This window comes from Halorhodospira abdelmalekii (genome assembly GCF_016583625.1).
Lineage (GTDB): Bacteria > Pseudomonadota > Gammaproteobacteria > Nitrococcales > Halorhodospiraceae > Halorhodospira > Halorhodospira abdelmalekii.
Genome location: NZ_NRRN01000001.1, coordinates 89,615 through 107,780 on the forward strand (window position 1 = coordinate 89,615; position 18,166 = coordinate 107,780).

Genomic DNA, 18,166 nt, shown 5'->3' on the forward strand with positions numbered 1-18,166 from the left:
GCAGAAGCTGCAGTTTTCCCGGCCTCCCACTGCCTTGATCGGTGTCTATCTTCGCTGTCGCTACGATCAGCCCGCTGCGGAGAATCCACTAGGGAGGAGTCGGGCAGAAGGGCGGCGAAGTGTTAGGCTAACTCAAAAAGAGCTTATAGGCAGGGTTGTCGGTCTCCTCAGCGAAGTTGTAGTCGAGTCCGCCAAGAAACTCAGTAAAGAGCGTGCGCTCGTCTTCCGGGACCTGAATGCCGCAGAGCACCCGACCGTAGGCCGCGCCGTTGTTGCGGTAGTGGAATAGGCTGATATTCCAACGCCCGCCGACGTTGGCCAAAAATTGCATCAATGCCCCGGGGCGTTCTGGGAACTCAAAGCGGTAGATGATCTCGTTGGCTACACCGTGGCCGCGGCCACCGACCATGTGGCGGACGTGGACCTTCGCCATCTCATCGCGTGTCAAATCGAGGACCGGATAGCCTTCCGCCTCCAGCTTATCGATTAAGTCGCGGCGCTCCTCATCGCCGCGCGCGAGCGCGATACCGGCGTAGACGTGGGCAATGTCGGGATCGCCCATACGGTAGTTGAACTCGGTAATCGAGCGCTCACCGATCGTCTCGCAAAAGCGCCGAAAGGCGCCGGGCCGCTCCGGGATCGTCACCGCCAACACCGCTTCGCGCTGCTCGCCGAGCTCCGCCCGTTCGGCGACGTGCGCTAAGCGCGAGAAGTTCATATTCGCGCCGCTGTTGATCGCCACCAGCGTCTCGCCACGTAGGCGGTGCTGTTCGACGTACTTCTTCGCCCCGGCAACGCCGAGTGCGCCAGCGGGCTCAAGGATCGAGCGGGTCTCCTCGAAGGTGTCTTTGATGGCGGCGCAGATCTCATCCGTGCTGACGAGCACGACATCGTCGATATGACGACGCAGTATGGGAAAGGTGTACTCACCGATCTGGCGTACAGCGACGCCGTCGGCGAAGAGCCCGACCTTATCGAGGGCAACGCGCTCGCCCGCCTCCAGACTGACCGCCAGGGTCGGGGCGTCCTCGGGCTCGACCGCGATCAAACGAATATCGGGGCGCAGCTGGCTGATGTAGACCGCAATTCCGGCGGCCAGCCCACCGCCGCCAACCGGCACGAAGACGGCGTGGATATCACGCGGGTGCTGGTGCAGGATCTCCATGCCGACAGTGCCTTGTCCGGCAATGACGTCGGGGTGATCGTAGGGCGGGATGTAGGTCAGTCCGTGGTTGGCGATCAACTCTTGCGCCTTCGCTGAGGCCGCATCGTAGTTATCGCCGTGTAGGACGACTTCGCCGCCGAAACGCCGTACTGCATCGACCTTGATCTGCGGCGTGGTGCGCGGCATAACGATGGTCGCCTCGATGCCGAGTCGCTGTGCCGAAAGGGCGACGCCTTGAGCGTGGTTGCCTGCCGAGGCACAAATCACCCCACGTTGACGCGCCTCCTGCGGTAAGCGGATGATTCGGTTATAAGCGCCGCGCAGCTTAAACGAGAAGACCGGCTGCAGATCCTCGCGCTTGAGTAGCAGCTCGTTACCGAGACGCGCCGAGAGGATGGGGGCCGATTCCAACGGGCTCTGTATGGCAACGTCGTAGACACAGGCGGTAAGAATCCGCTCTAGGTAGCTGCGTTGCGACTCCACCTCTACCCCATCGGTGTTGTTGATTGCCGTCTCTGGGCCATTATGATGAGCATGCATGACTGAAGAGGATACCGCTCTTGGGGGCATTGCCGCACCCTTTTTGTGACAAAAAAATTGCCAGGAGGTTGAGATGGGCCAGGACGAAGGTAAGCGATTGGCCGCTGAGGCGGCACTAGAGTATGTCGAAGAGGATACCATCGTCGGTGTCGGCACGGGATCGACAGTCGATCGTTTCATCGACGCCCTAGCGGCGAAGCGAATGAAGTTGCAAGGCGCTGTCTCGAGTTCGGAGGCGAGTACCCAGCGTTTGCGCAGCCACGGCATCGATGTGGTCGATCTTAACAGCGCCGGCCGGTTGTCGCTCTATGTCGATGGTGCCGATGAGTCGAATCGGTTTTTGCAGCTGATCAAGGGCGGCGGGGGCGCGTTGACGCGCGAGAAGATCGTGGCATCGGCCTCAGATCGTTTTGTCTGTATCGCCGATGAGAGCAAGTTGGTCGATGTCTTAGGCGCCTTCCCGCTGCCGGTGGAGGTCATTCCGATGGCCCGCAGCACGGTCGCCCGAGAGCTCGTTCGCCTCGGCGGGCGCCCCGAGTTGCGTCAAGGTTTCACCACCGATAACGGCAACGTGATCCTCGATGTGCACGGGCTCTCGATCACCGAGCCGCTCAAACTGGAGCAGACGTTGAACAACATCCCCGGTGTGGTGACGAATGGTCTCTTCGCCCTACGTCCGGCCGATGTGTTGCTGCTCGGTAGCGCCTCGGGGGTACGCCGGGTCGATCCAGAGTAGTCTCGGGAGCTAGTAGCCCGATAAGAAAGTCGGCAACTGCGAGAGGGTGGTTATGGGAGAGATCCCACGGCTGCTGATCATCGCCGGTGCGGTGTTAATCGTGGTGGGGTTGGCTTGGCCGCTGATCAGCAAGCTCGGCTTAGGGCGCTTGCCCGGGGATATCGCTATAGAGCGTGACGGCTTTAGCTTTTACTTTCCTGTCACCACCATGCTGCTACTCAGCGGGGTGGGGACGCTGCTGTTTTGGCTGTTTCGCAAGTAGCTGTGCGAACGAACGTGAGCGGTCAGTCGCAGCGCTGCGGCTGGAGGAGGGTCGTGTGGTCACTCCTCGTCCCTCGCCCAATGGGGGCCGTCATTCCGGTCGATCTACAGGCGCGTGGCGTGACCTGGGCGGTGGGGTTAGCGTTTTCTTGCCCTCGGTGCTGAACGCGGTTCCTCCAACGACCCAGTAGCGACTCAGAAGGCCCAAGCAGCTTGAAGCGCCCCGTAGGGGTCGCGGTGCTCCTGTGTTTTGAACTCCCGAGTCAGTGTGCTGTGCGTGTAGCTGATTCGCATCCGTTCCCAGTGAAAGGCGATTCCCACGTAGACCTGATTGACGTAGCGCTCCCTCTCCACACTGCGACTATCTCGGACGGTGTTGCCGTCTAAAAAGATGTTGTAGCCGACGAGGCGGCGGACCGCGCGGGCATGCACGTACCAGCCCCCGCGATTGGGCTTGAAGTAGGTCTCGGGGGCTGTTACAGGGTGAAAGATAGGACCGCCGTGGTCCATTGGCAGGTTAGGGCCGAAGCGGAGACTAAACTCGGCCTCGGCGGCCGTGTAGACGTTACCGGCCCACAGCGACCACCCGGGGATTAGATCCATCGCCCAGGCACTGCGCCCGAAGTGGAGCCGGGCGCGATAGCGGTCGGTGTAGCGCACCGTGACCCCGAGTTCATCACCGAGTTGGGTCTCCCAGCCTTGTGGCTGATCAGAGTTCTCCAGTCGGTTATGGATGCTGCGCTGCAGAGAGTGTCCTCCCGCCGAGGGGCCGACGGCTCCAAGCGTCCAGCTCGCGGTGCTCTGCCGCCAACCCGACTCGACGACCAGGGCAGCAGTCAGATAGAGCCACCCGGCGTAGGGGCGGTCATCTTCGGGAGGCTCCTCCAGGGTGATGTCGCCCGGGGTGAAAAGCTTCTGGCCGGCTCCGCCCATCAGGCGGCGGCTTCCACCTGTAGGGAAGAGAGGCAAAAAAGCAGCGGCATAATCGGCCCGACCGTAGCCGTCACGGCGACGACCGTACCACGTCGCGCTGTAGCCGGCCGTATAGTACTGGTCGCGCCCGGCAAAGATGTCGTTTTCGAAGGTGAAGGCCAGGCTGTCGGCTTGAGCGGCTCCGGTAGCGCCGATAGCCACCACGCCCCCGATCCACAGCAGCGCGAGTCTTTTACGGGTTCTGGGCATCAGCCATGGCGCCTCCTCGCTGGATGGGGTGCGCGAGCCTGTTTAAGCCCCCGCGCGTACCTGCGGCCAGAGCGTCGATGTCGCCGATATCGGCCGGTGCCACCGGCATTGCCAACCGCGTTGCCGTGGGGCGTCGATCTTAGCAGCCTCCCGTGGGCGTTGCGACCGCGCGACCGTCCGTTAAGCATCGCGGGTGCTGCGCTAGGCTGCCGATAACTGCCGACAGACTACGACCGTTCGCTAAAGAGTGCTCCCCAGCGCCTCATCTTGTGCCAGAGACACTGGGCCTTGACTTGTCGGGAGGATTCCGTTTCAATGTCACCCCTGTTGTGGCCGGGTAGCTCAGTCGGTAGAGCAGGGGATTGAAAATCCCCGTGTCGGCGGTTCGATTCCGTCCCCGGCCACCATCCCCCTTCTCCAAGAGTGCTAGCGTCGGCTATCCCGCAGTGCCTCCAGCGCTGGATGGTCGGGGTGCTTGATCTCGAGCATTCGGCGGGTTGCGGCGGCCTCGCGGCCGCGTCCCAGTTGCTCAAGGGCTGCGACTTGTAAAGCGAGGGCATCGCCAGCCTGTTGCAGCCCAGGGTATTGTTCGGCGATCCAGGCGGCCCGTTCGGCGGCCTCGACAAAGTCGTTAGCGGCGTAGCGCTCGCGGGCACGGCGCAGTTCCTCGGCAGCCAGGTCGCGGCGGAGCTCGCTCATGTGGCGCAGTGCGCGGCGCGCTTGCTCATCCTCCGGGAAGCGTTCGACGATTTGCCGATAGTAGGCAAAGGCGGTGCGCGCCAGGGCGGTATCCGGCGGGTCTGACTCGCCTTCCCAGAGGGCGTGTGCCGCGCTCGCCCGCAGCATGAGTGCGTACCTGATATCGTCGGTTGCGGCGTCGGGGCGCTCGGCGGCGAAGCGCTCGACCTGCTCGATGGCCTCGCGGTAGCGCCCAAGACGGTAGCTGACGTAAGCGCGTTCAAGGGCAGCTTGTTGCCCCTGTCGGGTCTGCGGATAGTCGCTGCGCAGTGTCCCGAGCAACTCGTAGGCTTCATCGAGTTGTTCGGCGTCGAGCGCTTGCATGGCCTGCGCGTAAAGCTGTGCGGCGGCATCCCGCGATGAGCGCTCACCGAATGCAGCACAGCCGCCGAGGGTCAGTAGCGCAAGGGCTGCGAGAAGTGCGCAGAGCGCGTAGGCTATGCGTATACTGTGCTTAATATCCAAGCTCCTCTGCGATCTGGGTGATTCATTGTGACACGACGGCCCGCTACTACGCCCGCAACGGCACGCTTATACTGCTCCCCGGCGGTCCACTTACCCACTCTCCTGCTCCTGCTCCTGCTCTGTGCGGCGATGCTGGTGTTGCCGCCGGCGGCGCACGCCGCCTCGGGAGAGCGCGGCACGGAGTCGGGCGAAGGCATCACGCTCAACTTTGAGCAGGCCGATATTCGTTCCGTCATCGCCTTGGTCTCCGAGCATACCGGGCGCAACTTTATCGTTGATCCGCGGGTGCGCGGCGAGATGACCATCATCTCCCATCGACCGGTCGACTCGCAGCAACTCTACCAAGTTTTTCTCTCCGCGTTGCAAGTCCACGGCTTCAGTGCCATCCCGGCCGATGGGGCGGTGCGGATCGTCCCGAAGAGCCTGGCCCGCCGCGATCACACGCCGGTGACCGACGATGCCGCGCCAGGGGAGGGGTACGACTTCGTAACCCGCGTGCTGACCGTCGAGCACGCCGAAGCGGCGGAGCTGGTGCCGCTGCTGCGCCCACTGCTCTCCGATGAGGCGCAGTTGGCGGCCTACCCGCCGACCAATACCCTGATTCTTTCAGAGGCCGCCGGCAATATCGAACGCATTCGGCAGGTGATCGCACAACTCGATCGCGAGACGACCGGTGTGACCGAGATCGTCCCGTTGCGCTACGCCTCGGCTCGTGAGGTCGTCTCGCTCGTCGGTGAGATCGAGCCGCAAGAGCGCGCTGGACGCCGGCTGTTGCTCGCTGCCGATGAGCGCAGCAACAGCGTGCTGCTCGGCGGCGATCCGCGCCGGCGCCCGGCGGTGCGCTCGCTGATTCAGCGTCTCGATGAGCAGCTGAAAGAGGAGGAGGGCGTTGCGGTGATCTATCTGCGCTATACCGATGCCGATAGCATTCGCCCGATCCTCGAGGATCTGGCCGAGGGCTTAATGCACGGCGATGAGTCGCAGCCACGGGTTAGTATTCAGGCCCATGAGAGCACCAACGCCCTGATCATCAACGGGCCTCCCGACACGGTCGGACAACTGCGAACGGTGATCAATCGTCTCGATGTGCGCCGGGCCCAGGTGCTGGTCGAGGCGATTATTGCCGAGGTCTCGGCCGATCGTGCCCAGCAGCTCGGCATCCAGTGGGGGGCATTGGGCGATCAGGCGGTCGGTTTGGTCAACTTTGGTGCAGCGGGGGCCGGTTCGGTGCGCAACATCGCCGGATCGATTGAGGGTGGCTCGGTTCCCGATGTCGACGGGTTGAGTGCGGCGGTGAGTGATCGGCGCGGTGAGTTCGCGATGCTGCTGCGCGCCCTGACGAGCGAGAGCGATACCAATATCCTCTCGACGCCGTCGGTGCTGACGATGGACAACGAGGAGGCGGAGATCGTCGTCGGCGAGAATGTGCCCTTTATCACCGGCCGGGCCATTGAAGAATCGGGCCAGGCCTTCTCCGCCATTCAGCGCCAAGACGTCGGGGTCAAACTGCGAGTGCGGCCGCAGATCAACGAGGGCGATGCGCTGAAGCTGGAGCTTGAAAAGGAGGTGTCGGCGGTCGCTGGTCGTCCGGAGGGGGCAGAGGACTTGGTTACAAGCATGCGCTCCATTGTGACGACGGCGATGGTCGACGATGGCCAGATCATCGTGCTCGGTGGCCTGATCGATGAGAAGGCGACAACGCAGACGCAGCGGGTGCCGGGGCTCGGTAGCCTGCCGGGGCTCGGGCGGCTCTTTCGTTACGAGCGCTCGCAAACCGAGAAGCAAAACCTGATGGTCTTTCTGCGTCCGCAGATTGTTGTCAACCGCGAGGATGCGCGCGCGGTCACCAGCCCCAAGTACACCTTGCTGCGCAACCAGCAGCTGGCGATGCGCGAGCGTGGACTGCGGTTTATCGACGACGATGAAATCCCGCTGCTGGATGATGCCCGCGCCGAATTGATGGCCCTGCCGCCCTCATTCGAGGATCGGGTGGGGCGTCCTGGCAGCGATCGCCAGCGCGAGCGCCTCGGAGCGCCGCCGCGGGCCGCTGAGTTGTTCAATTAACGCTGCCCGATCGCGGCGCAGCTGAGTTGAGGCACGGTCACGATGCCCGCCTTTGAGTACGAAGCCCTTGATGTCAGTGGTCGCGCCCGCGGCGGGGTGATTGAGGGCGACAGTGCCCGGCAGATTCGCGGCAAGCTGCGTGAGCAGGGATTGACCCCGCTGGCGGTGGCCGAGGTCGGGGGGCGTGCGTCGGGGGCTGGTTCTGGCGCGGGGACAGCGAGTGCGTTGCAGCGCCGCTCGCGGCTATCCCAGCGTGGGGTCCGAGCGGCCGATCTGGCTTTGGTGACCCGGCAGATGGCGACACTGACGCGCTCGGGGCTGCCGCTTGAAGAGGTGCTGTTGACGGTCTCGCGACAGTGCGAGCGCAAGCGCCTGAAGAGCATCCTGCTGAGCGTGCGCACCCGCGTCACCGAGGGGTATGCGCTGGCGACCGCGCTCGCCGACTTCCCGTACGTCTTTCCCGATATCTATCGCACCTCGGTGGCGGCCGGTGAGCAGTCGGGTTATCTCGATGTCGTGTTGGAGCGTTTGGCCGATTACGCTGAGACGCGCCAGCGCATGCGCCAAAAGGTTCAGCTGGCGCTCTTCTATCCGGCAATGCTGACAGTTGTGGCGGTATTGGTCACCCTGGCTTTGCTCGGCTACGTCGTCCCCGAGGTCATCCAGGTCTTTGATAATATCGGGCAGGAGTTGCCGGCGCTGACACTCGGTCTGATCGCAGTCAGCGATGCGTTGCAACAGTACGGCCTCTACGCCGGGGCGGGCGTGTTCGGGGTCGCGGTCGCCGGTTCGCGACTGTTGCGTTATCCGGGGCCACGGCGCCGCTGGGATCTCTTGCTGCTGCAACTCCCGCTCGTAGGGCGTCTGGTGCGGGGGAGCAACACCGCGCGTTTTGCCCGCACCTTGGCCATTGTCTCGGCCTCGGGTGTGCCGATCTTGGAGGGGTTGCGCATCTCGAGTCAGGTGGTCGGCAATGTCGCGATGCGTGAGGCGATCGAAGAGGCGGCGCGGCAAGTGCGTGAAGGCGGGGCGCTGGCGCGGGCGTTGGAGCGCAGTGGACAGTTTCCGCCAATGACCGTCCACCTGATCGCCAGCGGCGAGGCCAGTGGTCAGCTGAACCAAATGCTGGAGCGCGCCGCCGAGAGCCAGGAGCAAGAGATGGAGGCGACCACCGGGGTCATTGTCGGGCTCTTCGAGCCGGCGCTGATCTTGGCAATGGGCGCCGTAGTCTTAACAATCGTCTTGGCTATACTGTTACCGATTTTTGAGATTAACCAGTTGGTGCAGTAGGTGTGTCCTGTAATTGCGTCCACAACTTTGCGTTGCAGCGCGCCGAGGCACCGTCATCCACCCGCAGCACAGTCGGCCGCAGCGGCCGCAGAGTGGTCACGATGAGAAGAGCAGCGCAATCCGGTTTTACCCTGATTGAGATCATGGTCGTGGTGGTCATCCTCGGTATCCTCGCCGGTATCGTCGTGCCGCGAATCATGGACCGCCCGGACAGCGCGCGCGTAGAGGCGGCGAAACAAGATATCCGCGCGATTGAGTCGGCCCTGAATCTCTACCGACTCGATAACAACCACTACCCCAGTACCGATCAGGGGCTTGAGGCCCTCGTCGAGGAGCCGCGTGGCGAGCCGCAGCCACGCAACTGGCAGGGCTATCTCGATCGGCTGCCGCGCGATCCGTGGGGCAACGAGTATCAGTATCTCAACCCTGGTGAGCGCGGCACGATCGATATCTATAGCCTAGGCGCCGATGGCCGCCCAGGAGGCGAAGGGATCAATGCCGAGATCGGCAACTGGGCCCTCGATTAGCAGGTGCCTCGACAAACCAGTGATTGATCGACTCGATGTGTGGTCGCCTTGCTAGCCTTGCAAACCCGCGCCCGATCGACTCGCGGACTCGGATTGACCCTGATCGAGGTCCTTGCCGTCGTGGCTATCCTCGCACTGCTGAGTTCACTGGTGGTGCTCTCGCTCGGCGATGGGGGGCGAGAGCGGGAGATGCGGCACGAGGCCGAGCGGCTTGCGGCTTTGATCGGCACGGCACGGGAGGAGGTCATGCTCGGTGCGGCCCCGATCGGTATCGCCTTTACCGAACAGGGCTATCACTTCCAGCGGCAGCAGCGCATTGGCGACGATGTGGTCGAGTGGCGCGATATTCCCGATGCGCAGCTCTTGCGCCCCCGGTCGCTAGAGCAGCGCGGCCTTGAGCTGGAGTTGCGGGTTGAGGGGCGGCGTCTGCACTTGGAGCCGGACCCCGAACACCCCGACCCGGTGATCTTTTTGGAGGGCAGCGGCGAGATGACCCCCTTTGAACTGACTCTGCGCGATCGCGGTGATTCACGCCGCGACTCACACCGGGCGCTGCGCTTGACCGGCGAACTCGACGGCACCTTGCGCATTGAGCGTGCTGACGACTGATGCACTCGCGCGGCTTTACCTTGATGGAGGTCTTGGTGGCGGTCGCCATCCTGGCGACGGCCTTGGCGGCGACGATCCGTTTGGGGAGTCAGGCGGCGGGGAATACCTTCGAGTTGCGGGAGCGCGCCTACGCCGGTTGGGTGGCGGAGAATGAGCTGACGCGGGTGCAGGCGGGGATCGTCCCGCTGCGCGGGCCGGAGCAGCGCAGCGGCAGCAGTGAGATGGCTGGGCGTGAGTGGACGTGGGAGCTGAATGCACGCGTGGCGACACCGCCGCTGCCGATCGACCTTGAGTTGCCGGGGTTGTTAGAGCTGGAGATCGAGGTCTTCCGCGCGGGTGAGACGCAGCGTCCACTCGCCGTGCGTAGTGCGTGGTATCGGGTGCCGCGTGCCGAGCGCCGTGAAACGAATGGAGGGGCCGGCGCCGATGAGTGAGTCGGCGGATACGCCTCTTCAGTGCTCCGAAGGGGCGGCTGGCGCGAAGAAGCGCGCCGCCGCAGCCGGTTTCACCCTGCTCGAAGTGGTGGTGGCGGTGGCCATCTTCGCGTTGGTAGCCGTAATGGCGTATGGTGGTTTGCAGACCGTTCTCGAGACACGCAGTCGGGTGGTGGCGGAAGGGCAGCGGCTTAGCGAACTGCAGTTGGCCTTCGGGGTGATGGCGCGCGATTTTCGCCAACACGTGGCGCGCGATTGGTCCGATGCGTGGCGCGATCGGCGTCCCTCGCTCGGTTTCGATCCACTTGACCCGCAGCCACGTTTGGAGTTGATCAGCGCCGGTGGACGGGTCGGAATGCAGCGCAGCGAGCTCCAGCGGATCAGCTATGAGCTCGACGATGGGGTGCTCTATCGGCTCGTGTGGCACGTCATCGACGGCGGCGGGGAGGAGCCCCATATCCGCAGCCGACTGGCGGGTGAATCGGGCGGCGGGCGAGCGACCATCGACGATCTGTACTATACGTTTTACTACCGTCCAGTGGGCGGGGGCTCTCCCGGCGAGCGCCGCGATGACATCGAACGATTGGCGCACTGGCCCCCCGATCGCGCTCAGGGACTGCCCCCGGGGGAGTTGTTAGCGGTTGCCGTCACCCTGGAGCTGGCTGGTGGCGCCCAGGTCTACCGCCTCTTTCCCGTTCAGGGTGCCGGTTCGGGGAGCGGGGCGGCCAATGGGTCTCTCTGAATACGGACGATGCAACTGTTGTCCCGGCAGACTGACTCAGGACTGAAACTGGGGCGGTATAAAGAGAGAGGCCGGAGTGATGGAAGCGTGGTTGGAACGCCTGAAGGCGTTGGCAAGCCCAGAGGTCGGTGGGCCCTGGGTAAGACGCTTAGGCGTTGTGCTGTTGGCCGTGGGGGTTCTGCTGATTGCGCACAGCGCTGCCGAGACGACGTGGCAGTGGGTGGCGCCGGATGAGCCCGCCGGCCTGCGCGCGCCGCCGCCCGGTGCGCTTGGGACGGGGGTAGCACCGCAACGTGCTGCCGGCACCCCTGAACGGGGCCGTGAGGGCAGCGATTTGGCGGCGATCGCCGACTACCATTTATTCGGCCGCCCGCCCGAGCGGCGAGAAGCGGCACGCCCTGAAATCCCCACCGACGCCCCAGAGACGCGCCTGAATCTGACGCTGCGCGGGATTTTGGCGCAGGGCGGCGAGGGGCGTGGCGCGGCGGTGATCGAGAGTCGCGAGGGGCAGAAAGTCTTCGTTGCCGGCGCCGAGCTGCCTGGCGGTGCGGTGTTGGAGCGGGTCCAGCCCGACCGAGTGATCCTTTCGCGGGACGGTCAGTTTGAGATGTTACGCCTTGAACGGGAACGCCTCACGCTGAGCCAGGGGGTCGACAGCGTGCGCGCCGCGCGCCCTACTGATTCGCCGGTGCGCCGCGGCGAGGCCACTGTGGCCTCTCGTACAGAGAGCGAAACGGCTGCGGATGCCCAGGCACGGATTGGGCGCGCTGAGTTGCAGAGTCTGCGGGAGGACTTCTACGAGCGTCCGCAGCGCATCGCCGAGATGGTCGAGGTCCGGCCGGTCCTCCAAGGCGGCTCGATTCGCGGTTTTCGCGTCAGTCCTCAAGATGAGCGGGCGCGTCGTTACTTTGCCCGGGCCGGTCTGCAGGCCGGTGATATCGTCCTGGAGGTCAATGGGGTCTCGGCCGCCAATCAGCGGCAGATGCAACAGTTGGTCGGGGAACTCGATTCGACCTCCAGTGTACATCTGCGTATCGAGCGTGACGGCGTCGAGCGCGACGTGCATTTGCGCATCAATTGAAGAGCCGGCGTGCGATTGCTCATACTCAGGGTGGTCATCGTTTGGTCCACTGTGCCAAACAGCACCCAACCTTCGCCCTCCGGGGCTCTGTCACACTACTGAAGCGTGGCGGTGGTCGAGCACTTTTCCCGGGAACGCCGACGTCCTCTTCGGCAAGTAGAACTCGTCGGCAAGTATAAGAAGAATGCCGGCGAGGACGCCGGCGCTCCCAATAAAGATCAGGAGTAGGTCGTCTATGGAGCGCGTCTCTTTCGCCTTTGCGCGCCGCAACGGCTTGGTGCCCTTAGAGGGTGACGGCGAACAGGTCCGGGTCGCTTGTCGCCCCGGCGTAAAGGCCAGCGCTATCATCGAGCTGCGACGCAGTCTCGGGCGGGCACTGCAGCTTGAGCGGGTCGATCAGGCGCGCTTCGAGACCCTGCTCCGCGAGGTCTATGAGCGCACCTCCGGCGAGGCGGCGCAGGCGATGGAGGGGATCGGCGAAGATCTCGATCTGCAGCGCGTAGCGAGTGAGCTCAGCGAGCCGCAAGACCTCATGGAGACCGAGGACGATGCCCCGGTCATTCGCCTGATTAATGCGTTGCTGACCGAGGCGATCAAAGAGGAGGCCTCGGATATCCACATTGAGACCTTCGAGAGCCGTCTGGTCGTGCGGTTCCGGGTCGATGGGGTGTTGCGCGAGATCCTAGAGCCGCCACCGGGCCTGGCGCCGTTGCTGATCTCGCGGGTTAAGGTCATGGCGCGTCTTGATATTGCCGAGAAGCGGCTGCCTCAGGACGGTCGGATCTCGCTGCGTATCGCCGGGCGTCCCGTCGATGTTCGGGTCTCGACTCTGCCGGTGGGGCAGGGGGAGCGGGTCGTGCTGCGCCTGCTCGATAAGCAGGCTGGGCGGCTCGATTTGCAGCACTTGGGGATGGATGTAGCGACATTGGGGCGGTTGCGACGGATTATCGAGCGTCCGCACGGCATCTTGTTGGTGACCGGTCCGACCGGTTCGGGGAAGACGACAACCCTCTATGCGGTGCTCTCGGCGCTGAATGATCGACAACGCAACATCATGACCGTCGAAGACCCGATCGAGTACTACCTCGATGGGATCAACCAGACCCAGATCAATACGAAAGTGAACATGACCTTCGCCCGCGGACTGCGCGCGATCCTGCGGCAAGATCCGGATGTGGTCATGGTCGGCGAGATCCGCGATGTTGAGACGATGGAGATCGCCATTCAGGCCTCGCTCACCGGGCACTTGGTCCTATCGACGCTGCATACCAACAGCGCCATCGGTGCGGTGACCCGCTTGCGCGATATGGGCATTGAGCCCTTTTTGCTCTCCTCCAGTCTGATCGGCGTGATGGCGCAGCGCCTCGTCCGGTTGCTCTGCCCGCACTGCAAGGAGGCGTATCAGCCGAGCGCCGGCGAGCAGGAGCGGTTGGCGTCAGCGGGGCAGTCGCCTTCGCTGCTCTATCGCGCACGCGGCTGTGAGGCGTGCAACCAACTTGGGTACCGGGGGCGGACCGGGATCTACGACGTCATCGAACTCGATGGGGCGCTGCGGCAGATGATCCACGATCAGGCCGCGGAGCAGGCCCTCGAGCAGTACGCCCGCCAGGGTGCCCCCTCAATGAGTGCCGACGGCGCCCGGCGAGTCTGCAACGGTGAGACGACCCTCGAAGAGGTGCTGCGGGTGACTCAAGCTGAGTGAACGCCGCGACTCGCGCTACGGCTCGGCAACACGACACGACGCGCTTAGACGACGGTCAACCACTCTTGATGGCGCGCATCCCGACCCTCGACGAGGTCGAAGTAGCGCCGCTGTAGCCGTTCGGTCATCGGGCCGCGGCAGCCGTTGCCGATGGTGCGGCCGTCGAGCTCACGGATCGGTGTGACCTCGGCGGCCGTACCGGTAAAGAAGGCCTCGTCGGCGACGTAGACCTCGTCGCGGGTGATGCGTCGCTCGCAGACCTCGATTCCCTCCTCAGCAGCCAGCTGCATCACGGTCGCGCGCGTAATACCCTCCAGCGCCGAGGTCAAAGTCGGGGTGTAGAGGACGCCGTCGCGGACCATGAAGAAGTTTTCACCGGAGCCTTCACAGACGAAGCCGTCGACATCGAGCAGGAGCGCCTCGTCACAGCCGGCGCGTGCAGCCTCTTGCACAGCGAGCATCGAGTTCATGTAGTTGCCGTTGGCCTTCGCGCGGCACATGGCGATATTGACGTGATGGCGGGTAAAGGAGGAGGTCTGCACCCGAATACCGCACTCGCGATTCTCTGCCCCGAGGTAAGAGCCCCACTCCCAAGCGGCCACGATGGTGTGGGTGCGTAGTCCTTCGGCGTGCAGACCCATGCCTTCGGAGCCGTAAAACGACATCGGGCGGATATAGGCGCTTGCCAGTTTGTTGCTGCGTACCGCCTCGATGCAGGCCTGGTTGATCGCATCGGGGCTGTGCTGGATCTCCATACCGAGGATCTTCGCCGAATTGAACAGCCGCCGCGTGTGTTCGGGCAGGCGGAAGATCGCCGGTCCTTGATCCGTTGCGTAGGCGCGCAAGCCTTCAAAGACCCCCATGCCGTAGTGCAGCGTGTGGGTCAGGCAGTGGACGCGCGCCTCGCGCCAGGGAATCATCTCACCATCGAACCAGATCAAGCCGTCGCGGTCGGAGAAGTTAGCCATCGGTGCTCCGTAGTGATCATTGACTGCGGGTACAGGTCAGGGAAGGGGCGTGCAGCACACCTACCGGCGTTGCAGTTTGCCATATTGCGCCGGTCAGCGGTATGGGGAGGCGGTGCTCAGGCCTCCATCACCTCCTGCCACAGCTGCGTGACGATGCGTCGATGCTCGCCGAGCGCGTCGCTGAGCTCTGTTTGCGCAACGCCGCTGCCCTCATCTTGGAGGGCGAGATGATGCAGGCGGCGGCGGTAGGCGCGGTAGGCGTTCGCTAAGGCGTGCGCGGTCTCTGCCTTGAGCACGCCGGTTGCGGCCAAGTCGCGGAGCAGGCGAATATTATCGGTGTGCTCGACGAGCGCCGGGTGTGCATGGGCGTGCGCCAACACCCAGTATTGGACAAGAAACTCGATATCGGTTAAGCCACCGCGGTCGTTTTTTAGATCGAAGTGCTGTGGATCGCGAGCGGCCTTCTCTTGCCGCTGCCGGTTACGCATGCTGCGCACTTCCTCGCGCAGGGTGGCGTGCTCTCGCGGTTGCTGCAGCACGTCGGCGCGTGCTTGCGCAAAGGCGCTGCGAATCGCTTCATCGCCGGCGACGGCGCGGGCCCGAACTAGCGCTTGGTGCTCCCAGGTCCAGGCGCTGTGCCACTGATAGGTGGTGAAGGCCTCCAGGCTGGTGCTCATCAAGCCGGCTTTGCCCGAGGGGCGCAGCCGTGCATCGACCTCGTAGACGAAGCCACTCGGGGTGGGGGTCGTTAAGAAGTGGATGATGCGCTGGGCGAGACGGGCGAAGAAGGCCTGATTGTCGATGACCCGCGGGCCGTCGGTCTCCTGCTCGCTGCCGCTGCTGTTGTGGATGAAGACGAGGTCGAGATCGGAGTTGTAGCCGAGCTCTAGGCCGCCGAGTTTGCCGTAGGCGATGACGGCGAAGCGAGCTTTGTGGCGCTCGCCGTTGCTGTCGATAAAGTGCGGTTGGCCGTGGCGCTGGCGCAGGTGCTCGAAACAGAGGGCGACGGTGTGCTCAAGAGTCACTTCGGCGATGTGGCTGAGGTAGTCGCTGACGACCATTAACGGCGCTGCACCGCTGACATCGGCGGCTGCGACCTTGAGCTGCTGCGCCTGTTTGAATTGCCGCACCACCTCCATTTGTTGCTCCAGATCTTCGACGTCGATCTGTGCCAGGCGGAGTGCCAAATCGTGCTCCAGGGCCTCGCGCCCGAGTGGTTCATAGAGCGTGCGCGGGTCGAGCAGTTCATCGAGCAGCAGCGGGTGGGCGGCGATAAAGCGGGCGACCCAGGCCGAGCCGTCGCAGAGCTGAACCAGTTGCGAGAGCGCCATCGGGTGTTCGACGAGTAAAGCTAGATAGGCCGTGCGCCGGGCGATGGTGTCGATCAGCTCCAAGGTTCGGTGCAGGGTGCGCGAGGGATGGCGTGCCTGGGCACAGGCGCCGATTAGCAGCGGCATCAAACGATCGAGCCGGTGGCGTCCGCGAGCCGAGAGCGAGCGCACCGTGGCGCCGTCGCGAAAGGCGCGCAGTGGTGGTTCCAGTGTGTCGGGGGCGGTAAAGCCGAGCTCACTGAGACGCTCACAGGCCTCCGCCGGTGACAGCCGCCCCCCCCACAGTTCGGTCGCCGCATCGGGTTCGGTCGTCGCCGGAGCGCTCGCTTGTGGAGCGCTAAAGACTTGTTCGAAGTGGCTGTGGACTTGACGGCGGATGTCGGTGAGCTCGGCTTCGAAAACCGTCAAATCGGTGTATCCGCTTCCCCAGGCGACCCGGGCGCGGGCGGTGGGATCGGTCGGTACGGTGTGGGCTTGCTCATCATTGAGCATCTGTACGGCGTTTTCCGCACGCCGCAGGAAGCGATAGGCCGCGATCAGCGTATCGGCGCTGTGTTCCGGCAGGATCGCCTGTTCGCGCAGATAGTAGAGCGTTTTTAGGAGCTGTCGCGAGCGTAAGTTGTTATCGCGGCCGCCACGGATCAACTGGAAGGCTTGGGCGATGAATTCGACCTCGCGAATGCCGCCCTCGCCGGTCTTAAGGTTCTCCTCCGTGCCGCGCCGGCTGACCTCACTGGCGATCATCGCCTTGGTCTCGCGCAATTGCTCCAGGGCGCCGTAATCGAGGTATCGTCGATAGACGAAGGGGCGCAAGTCGCGAGTTAAGGCGTTGCCCGCCGTGTAATCGCCACCGACGCAGCGCGCCTTGACCATGGCGTAGCGCTCCCACTCACGGCCTTGACTCTCGTAGTAGCTCTCCAGGGCTGCAAACGAGAGGGCGAGCGGGCCGGCATCGCCATTGGGGCGCAGTCGCATATCGACCCGGAAGGCCCGCCCCTCAGGGGTGATGGCGTCCAAAGCAGTAATCAGCTGACGGCCGAGTTTGACGAAGAACTCATCGTTGCTGCGCGGGCGCGCACCGTCGGTCTCGCCCTGCTCAGGGAAGGCAAAGATCAGATCGAGATCGGAGGAGAAGTTCAGCTCGCGGCCACCGAGCTTGCCCATGCCGAGCACGACCAGCTGCTGCGGGTCGCCCTGCTCGCCCCGCGGTACCCCCCAGCGCTCGGTGAGTGCACGATAGAGCCAGGCGAGGGCGAGATCGATGGCCGCCTCGGCCATGTCGCTGGTCTCGATTAAGGTCTCGTCGAGATCGGCCCAGCCGGTGAGTGCTCGATAGGCGATCCGCACCGCCTCGCGGCGACGAAAGCGCCGCAGGGCTGAGTGCAGCGCTGCCTCCTCGGTGACCTCGCTGAGGTACTGCTCTAGGAGTTGACGGTAGCGCTGCGCCGGGTAGGCGGAGAATAGATCGCCGCTCTCAAGCAGTTCCTGGAGCAGTCCGGAGTCAGCCTCGCTGCAAGAGCGGGTGACGAAGTCGCTCGCCGCAACAACGCCGGGCAGGCTGGCGGCGATGCGCTCATCCGCAGGAACGGCGCCAGCGGAGCGCAGCCGTTCTAGCTGCTGCTCCGCCGTAGGGCGCAAGTTCTCCGGCAGCGGACGTAAGGTCTCGGGAGCCATCTGTGCCACCTTCCCGGCCATCTTCTCGCGAGGCCGCTAACGGCCTCACCCCCCGAAGAGACGTCCGCCCATGACCACCACCCCGAAGAGCAGCAGGGCGGCGATGATCGGCTCGCCGTTGGCCCGCAGACTCTGCTGAAACGACCAGTGCTGCAGGTTAAGGGGGGCTTGTGGTTGCAGCTTGGGGATCAAGGCGTAAGTCGAATGGCCCCACGCCTCCCACTCCGCCGGGAAGCGTCGGCGCAGCTTGGCGTCTTCCTTGCGGATGGCCGGCGGGTAGTAGAGCAGGGCGAAGGCTATAGCCACGGGAACCAGCCACCATGCCTGCGCACAAAGCAAAAAGCCAATAATGATCAGCATGTTGCCCACATAGAGCGGGTGACGCACGAAGGCGTATGGTCCATCGCGGGCCAACTCCTGATCCTTTTTCAGGTGTCCGGCTCCCCACAGCCGGACAGCGATCCCGAGCAGCGCGAGGAGGGCGCCGAGTAGATAGAGTGGGATCGAGAACGGGGTGCTGGCGACCACGATCACGATCAGCAGCAGGATGCCGAGGGCTTGACGGGCTTTATGCCGTTTATGCAGCACCGAGTCGAGCAGGCTTTTGGGATCAAGGTTCATTCTGGCGTCTTGTTAGGAAAGCAAAAGGTGGGCGCC

General features: G+C 64.0%; 16 protein-coding genes and 1 tRNA gene. 11 read left to right on the forward strand and 6 right to left on the reverse strand.

Going from position 1 to position 18,166, the window contains the following annotated elements; translation table 11 throughout:
• Positions 1-127: 127 nt before the first annotated feature.
• Positions 128-1,705 carry a threonine ammonia-lyase, biosynthetic gene (gene ilvA, locus CKO15_RS00405; RefSeq protein ID WP_200191364.1) on the reverse strand — a complete coding sequence of 526 codons (1,578 nt, stop codon included), beginning with the start codon at positions 1,703-1,705 and terminating at the stop codon, positions 128-130.
• A gap of 73 nt (positions 1,706-1,778) precedes the next feature.
• On the opposite strand from ilvA, the gene rpiA reads away from it, so the two are divergent.
• Positions 1,779-2,441 carry a ribose-5-phosphate isomerase RpiA gene (gene rpiA / locus CKO15_RS00410; RefSeq protein WP_200191366.1) on the forward strand — a complete coding sequence of 221 codons (663 nt, stop codon included), beginning with the start codon at positions 1,779-1,781 and terminating at the stop codon, positions 2,439-2,441.
• 52 nt (positions 2,442-2,493) lie between these two features.
• Positions 2,494-2,703, forward strand: a complete 210-nt coding sequence (locus CKO15_RS00415) for a DUF2905 domain-containing protein (protein WP_200191369.1) — start codon at positions 2,494-2,496, stop codon at positions 2,701-2,703.
• A gap of 194 nt (positions 2,704-2,897) precedes the next feature.
• On the opposite strand, the gene CKO15_RS00420 is transcribed toward CKO15_RS00415, so the two are convergent.
• The gene (locus CKO15_RS00420; RefSeq protein WP_200191371.1) at positions 2,898-3,884 is read right to left on the reverse strand and encodes a lipid A deacylase LpxR family protein; all 987 of its coding nucleotides are present in this window, start codon (positions 3,882-3,884) and stop codon (positions 2,898-2,900) included.
• A gap of 331 nt (positions 3,885-4,215) precedes the next feature.
• Between CKO15_RS00420 and CKO15_RS00425 the strand changes: the two genes are divergently transcribed.
• Positions 4,216-4,291 (forward strand) — tRNA-Phe (locus tag CKO15_RS00425).
• A 19-nt stretch (positions 4,292-4,310) separates the two neighbouring features.
• Here CKO15_RS00425 and CKO15_RS00430 read toward each other — a convergent pair.
• The gene (locus tag CKO15_RS00430; protein WP_200191373.1) at positions 4,311-5,087 is read right to left on the reverse strand and encodes an outer membrane protein assembly factor BamD; all 777 of its coding nucleotides are present in this window, start codon (positions 5,085-5,087) and stop codon (positions 4,311-4,313) included.
• Between the two features lie 27 nt (positions 5,088-5,114).
• Here CKO15_RS00430 and gspD point away from each other — a divergent pair, with 27 nt between their 5' ends.
• The 8 genes from gspD to gspE all read left to right on the forward strand — a co-directional run bounded on the left by gspD (position 5,115) and on the right by gspE (position 13,536).
• Entirely contained in the window at positions 5,115-7,151 is a 2,037-nt protein-coding gene (gene gspD / locus CKO15_RS00435; RefSeq protein ID WP_338035960.1) for a type II secretion system secretin GspD, read from the forward strand.
• A 42-nt stretch (positions 7,152-7,193) separates the two neighbouring features.
• Positions 7,194-8,441, forward strand: coding sequence for a type II secretion system inner membrane protein GspF (gspF, locus tag CKO15_RS00440; protein WP_200191375.1), 1,248 nt, complete (start codon positions 7,194-7,196; stop codon positions 8,439-8,441).
• A 101-nt stretch (positions 8,442-8,542) separates the two neighbouring features.
• A complete protein-coding gene (gene gspG, locus CKO15_RS00445; RefSeq protein WP_200191377.1) occupies positions 8,543-8,968 on the forward strand; it encodes a type II secretion system major pseudopilin GspG in 426 nt (141 codons plus the stop codon).
• A 48-nt stretch (positions 8,969-9,016) separates the two neighbouring features.
• Positions 9,017-9,577 (forward strand): GspH/FimT family pseudopilin, encoded by a 561-nt coding sequence (locus CKO15_RS00450; RefSeq protein WP_200191379.1) that lies wholly within the window; start codon positions 9,017-9,019, stop codon positions 9,575-9,577.
• Positions 9,577-10,011: a type II secretion system minor pseudopilin GspI gene (gspI, locus tag CKO15_RS00455; protein WP_200191381.1), complete on the forward strand. Its 435-nt coding sequence runs from the start codon at positions 9,577-9,579 to the stop codon at positions 10,009-10,011. Before CKO15_RS00450 ends, gspI begins: the two co-directional genes overlap by 1 nt.
• Positions 10,004-10,753, forward strand: a complete 750-nt coding sequence (gspJ, locus tag CKO15_RS00460) for a type II secretion system minor pseudopilin GspJ (RefSeq protein WP_200191383.1) — start codon at positions 10,004-10,006, stop codon at positions 10,751-10,753. The genes gspI and gspJ overlap by 8 nt, the downstream gene beginning before the upstream one ends.
• Positions 10,754-10,832: 79 nt before the next feature.
• On the forward strand, positions 10,833-11,834 hold the full coding sequence (gene gspC, locus CKO15_RS00465) for a type II secretion system protein GspC (protein WP_200191385.1): 1,002 nt from the start codon (positions 10,833-10,835) through the stop codon (positions 11,832-11,834).
• A 235-nt stretch (positions 11,835-12,069) separates the two neighbouring features.
• Positions 12,070-13,536, forward strand: coding sequence for a type II secretion system ATPase GspE (gspE, locus tag CKO15_RS00470; protein ID WP_200191387.1), 1,467 nt, complete (start codon positions 12,070-12,072; stop codon positions 13,534-13,536).
• A 44-nt stretch (positions 13,537-13,580) separates the two neighbouring features.
• Here the strand turns inward: gspE and CKO15_RS00475 are convergent, their stop codons facing one another.
• The 3 genes from CKO15_RS00475 to CKO15_RS00485 form a co-directional block, all read right to left on the reverse strand.
• Positions 13,581-14,504, reverse strand: coding sequence for a branched-chain amino acid transaminase (locus tag CKO15_RS00475; protein ID WP_200191389.1), 924 nt, complete (start codon positions 14,502-14,504; stop codon positions 13,581-13,583).
• A gap of 116 nt (positions 14,505-14,620) precedes the next feature.
• A complete protein-coding gene (gene glnE, locus CKO15_RS00480; protein ID WP_200191391.1) occupies positions 14,621-17,509 on the reverse strand; it encodes a bifunctional [glutamate--ammonia ligase]-adenylyl-L-tyrosine phosphorylase/[glutamate--ammonia-ligase] adenylyltransferase in 2,889 nt (962 codons plus the stop codon).
• 45 nt (positions 17,510-17,554) lie between these two features.
• Entirely contained in the window at positions 17,555-18,130 is a 576-nt protein-coding gene (locus tag CKO15_RS00485; protein ID WP_200191393.1) for a methyltransferase family protein, read from the reverse strand.
• Positions 18,131-18,166: the final 36 nt, after the last annotated feature.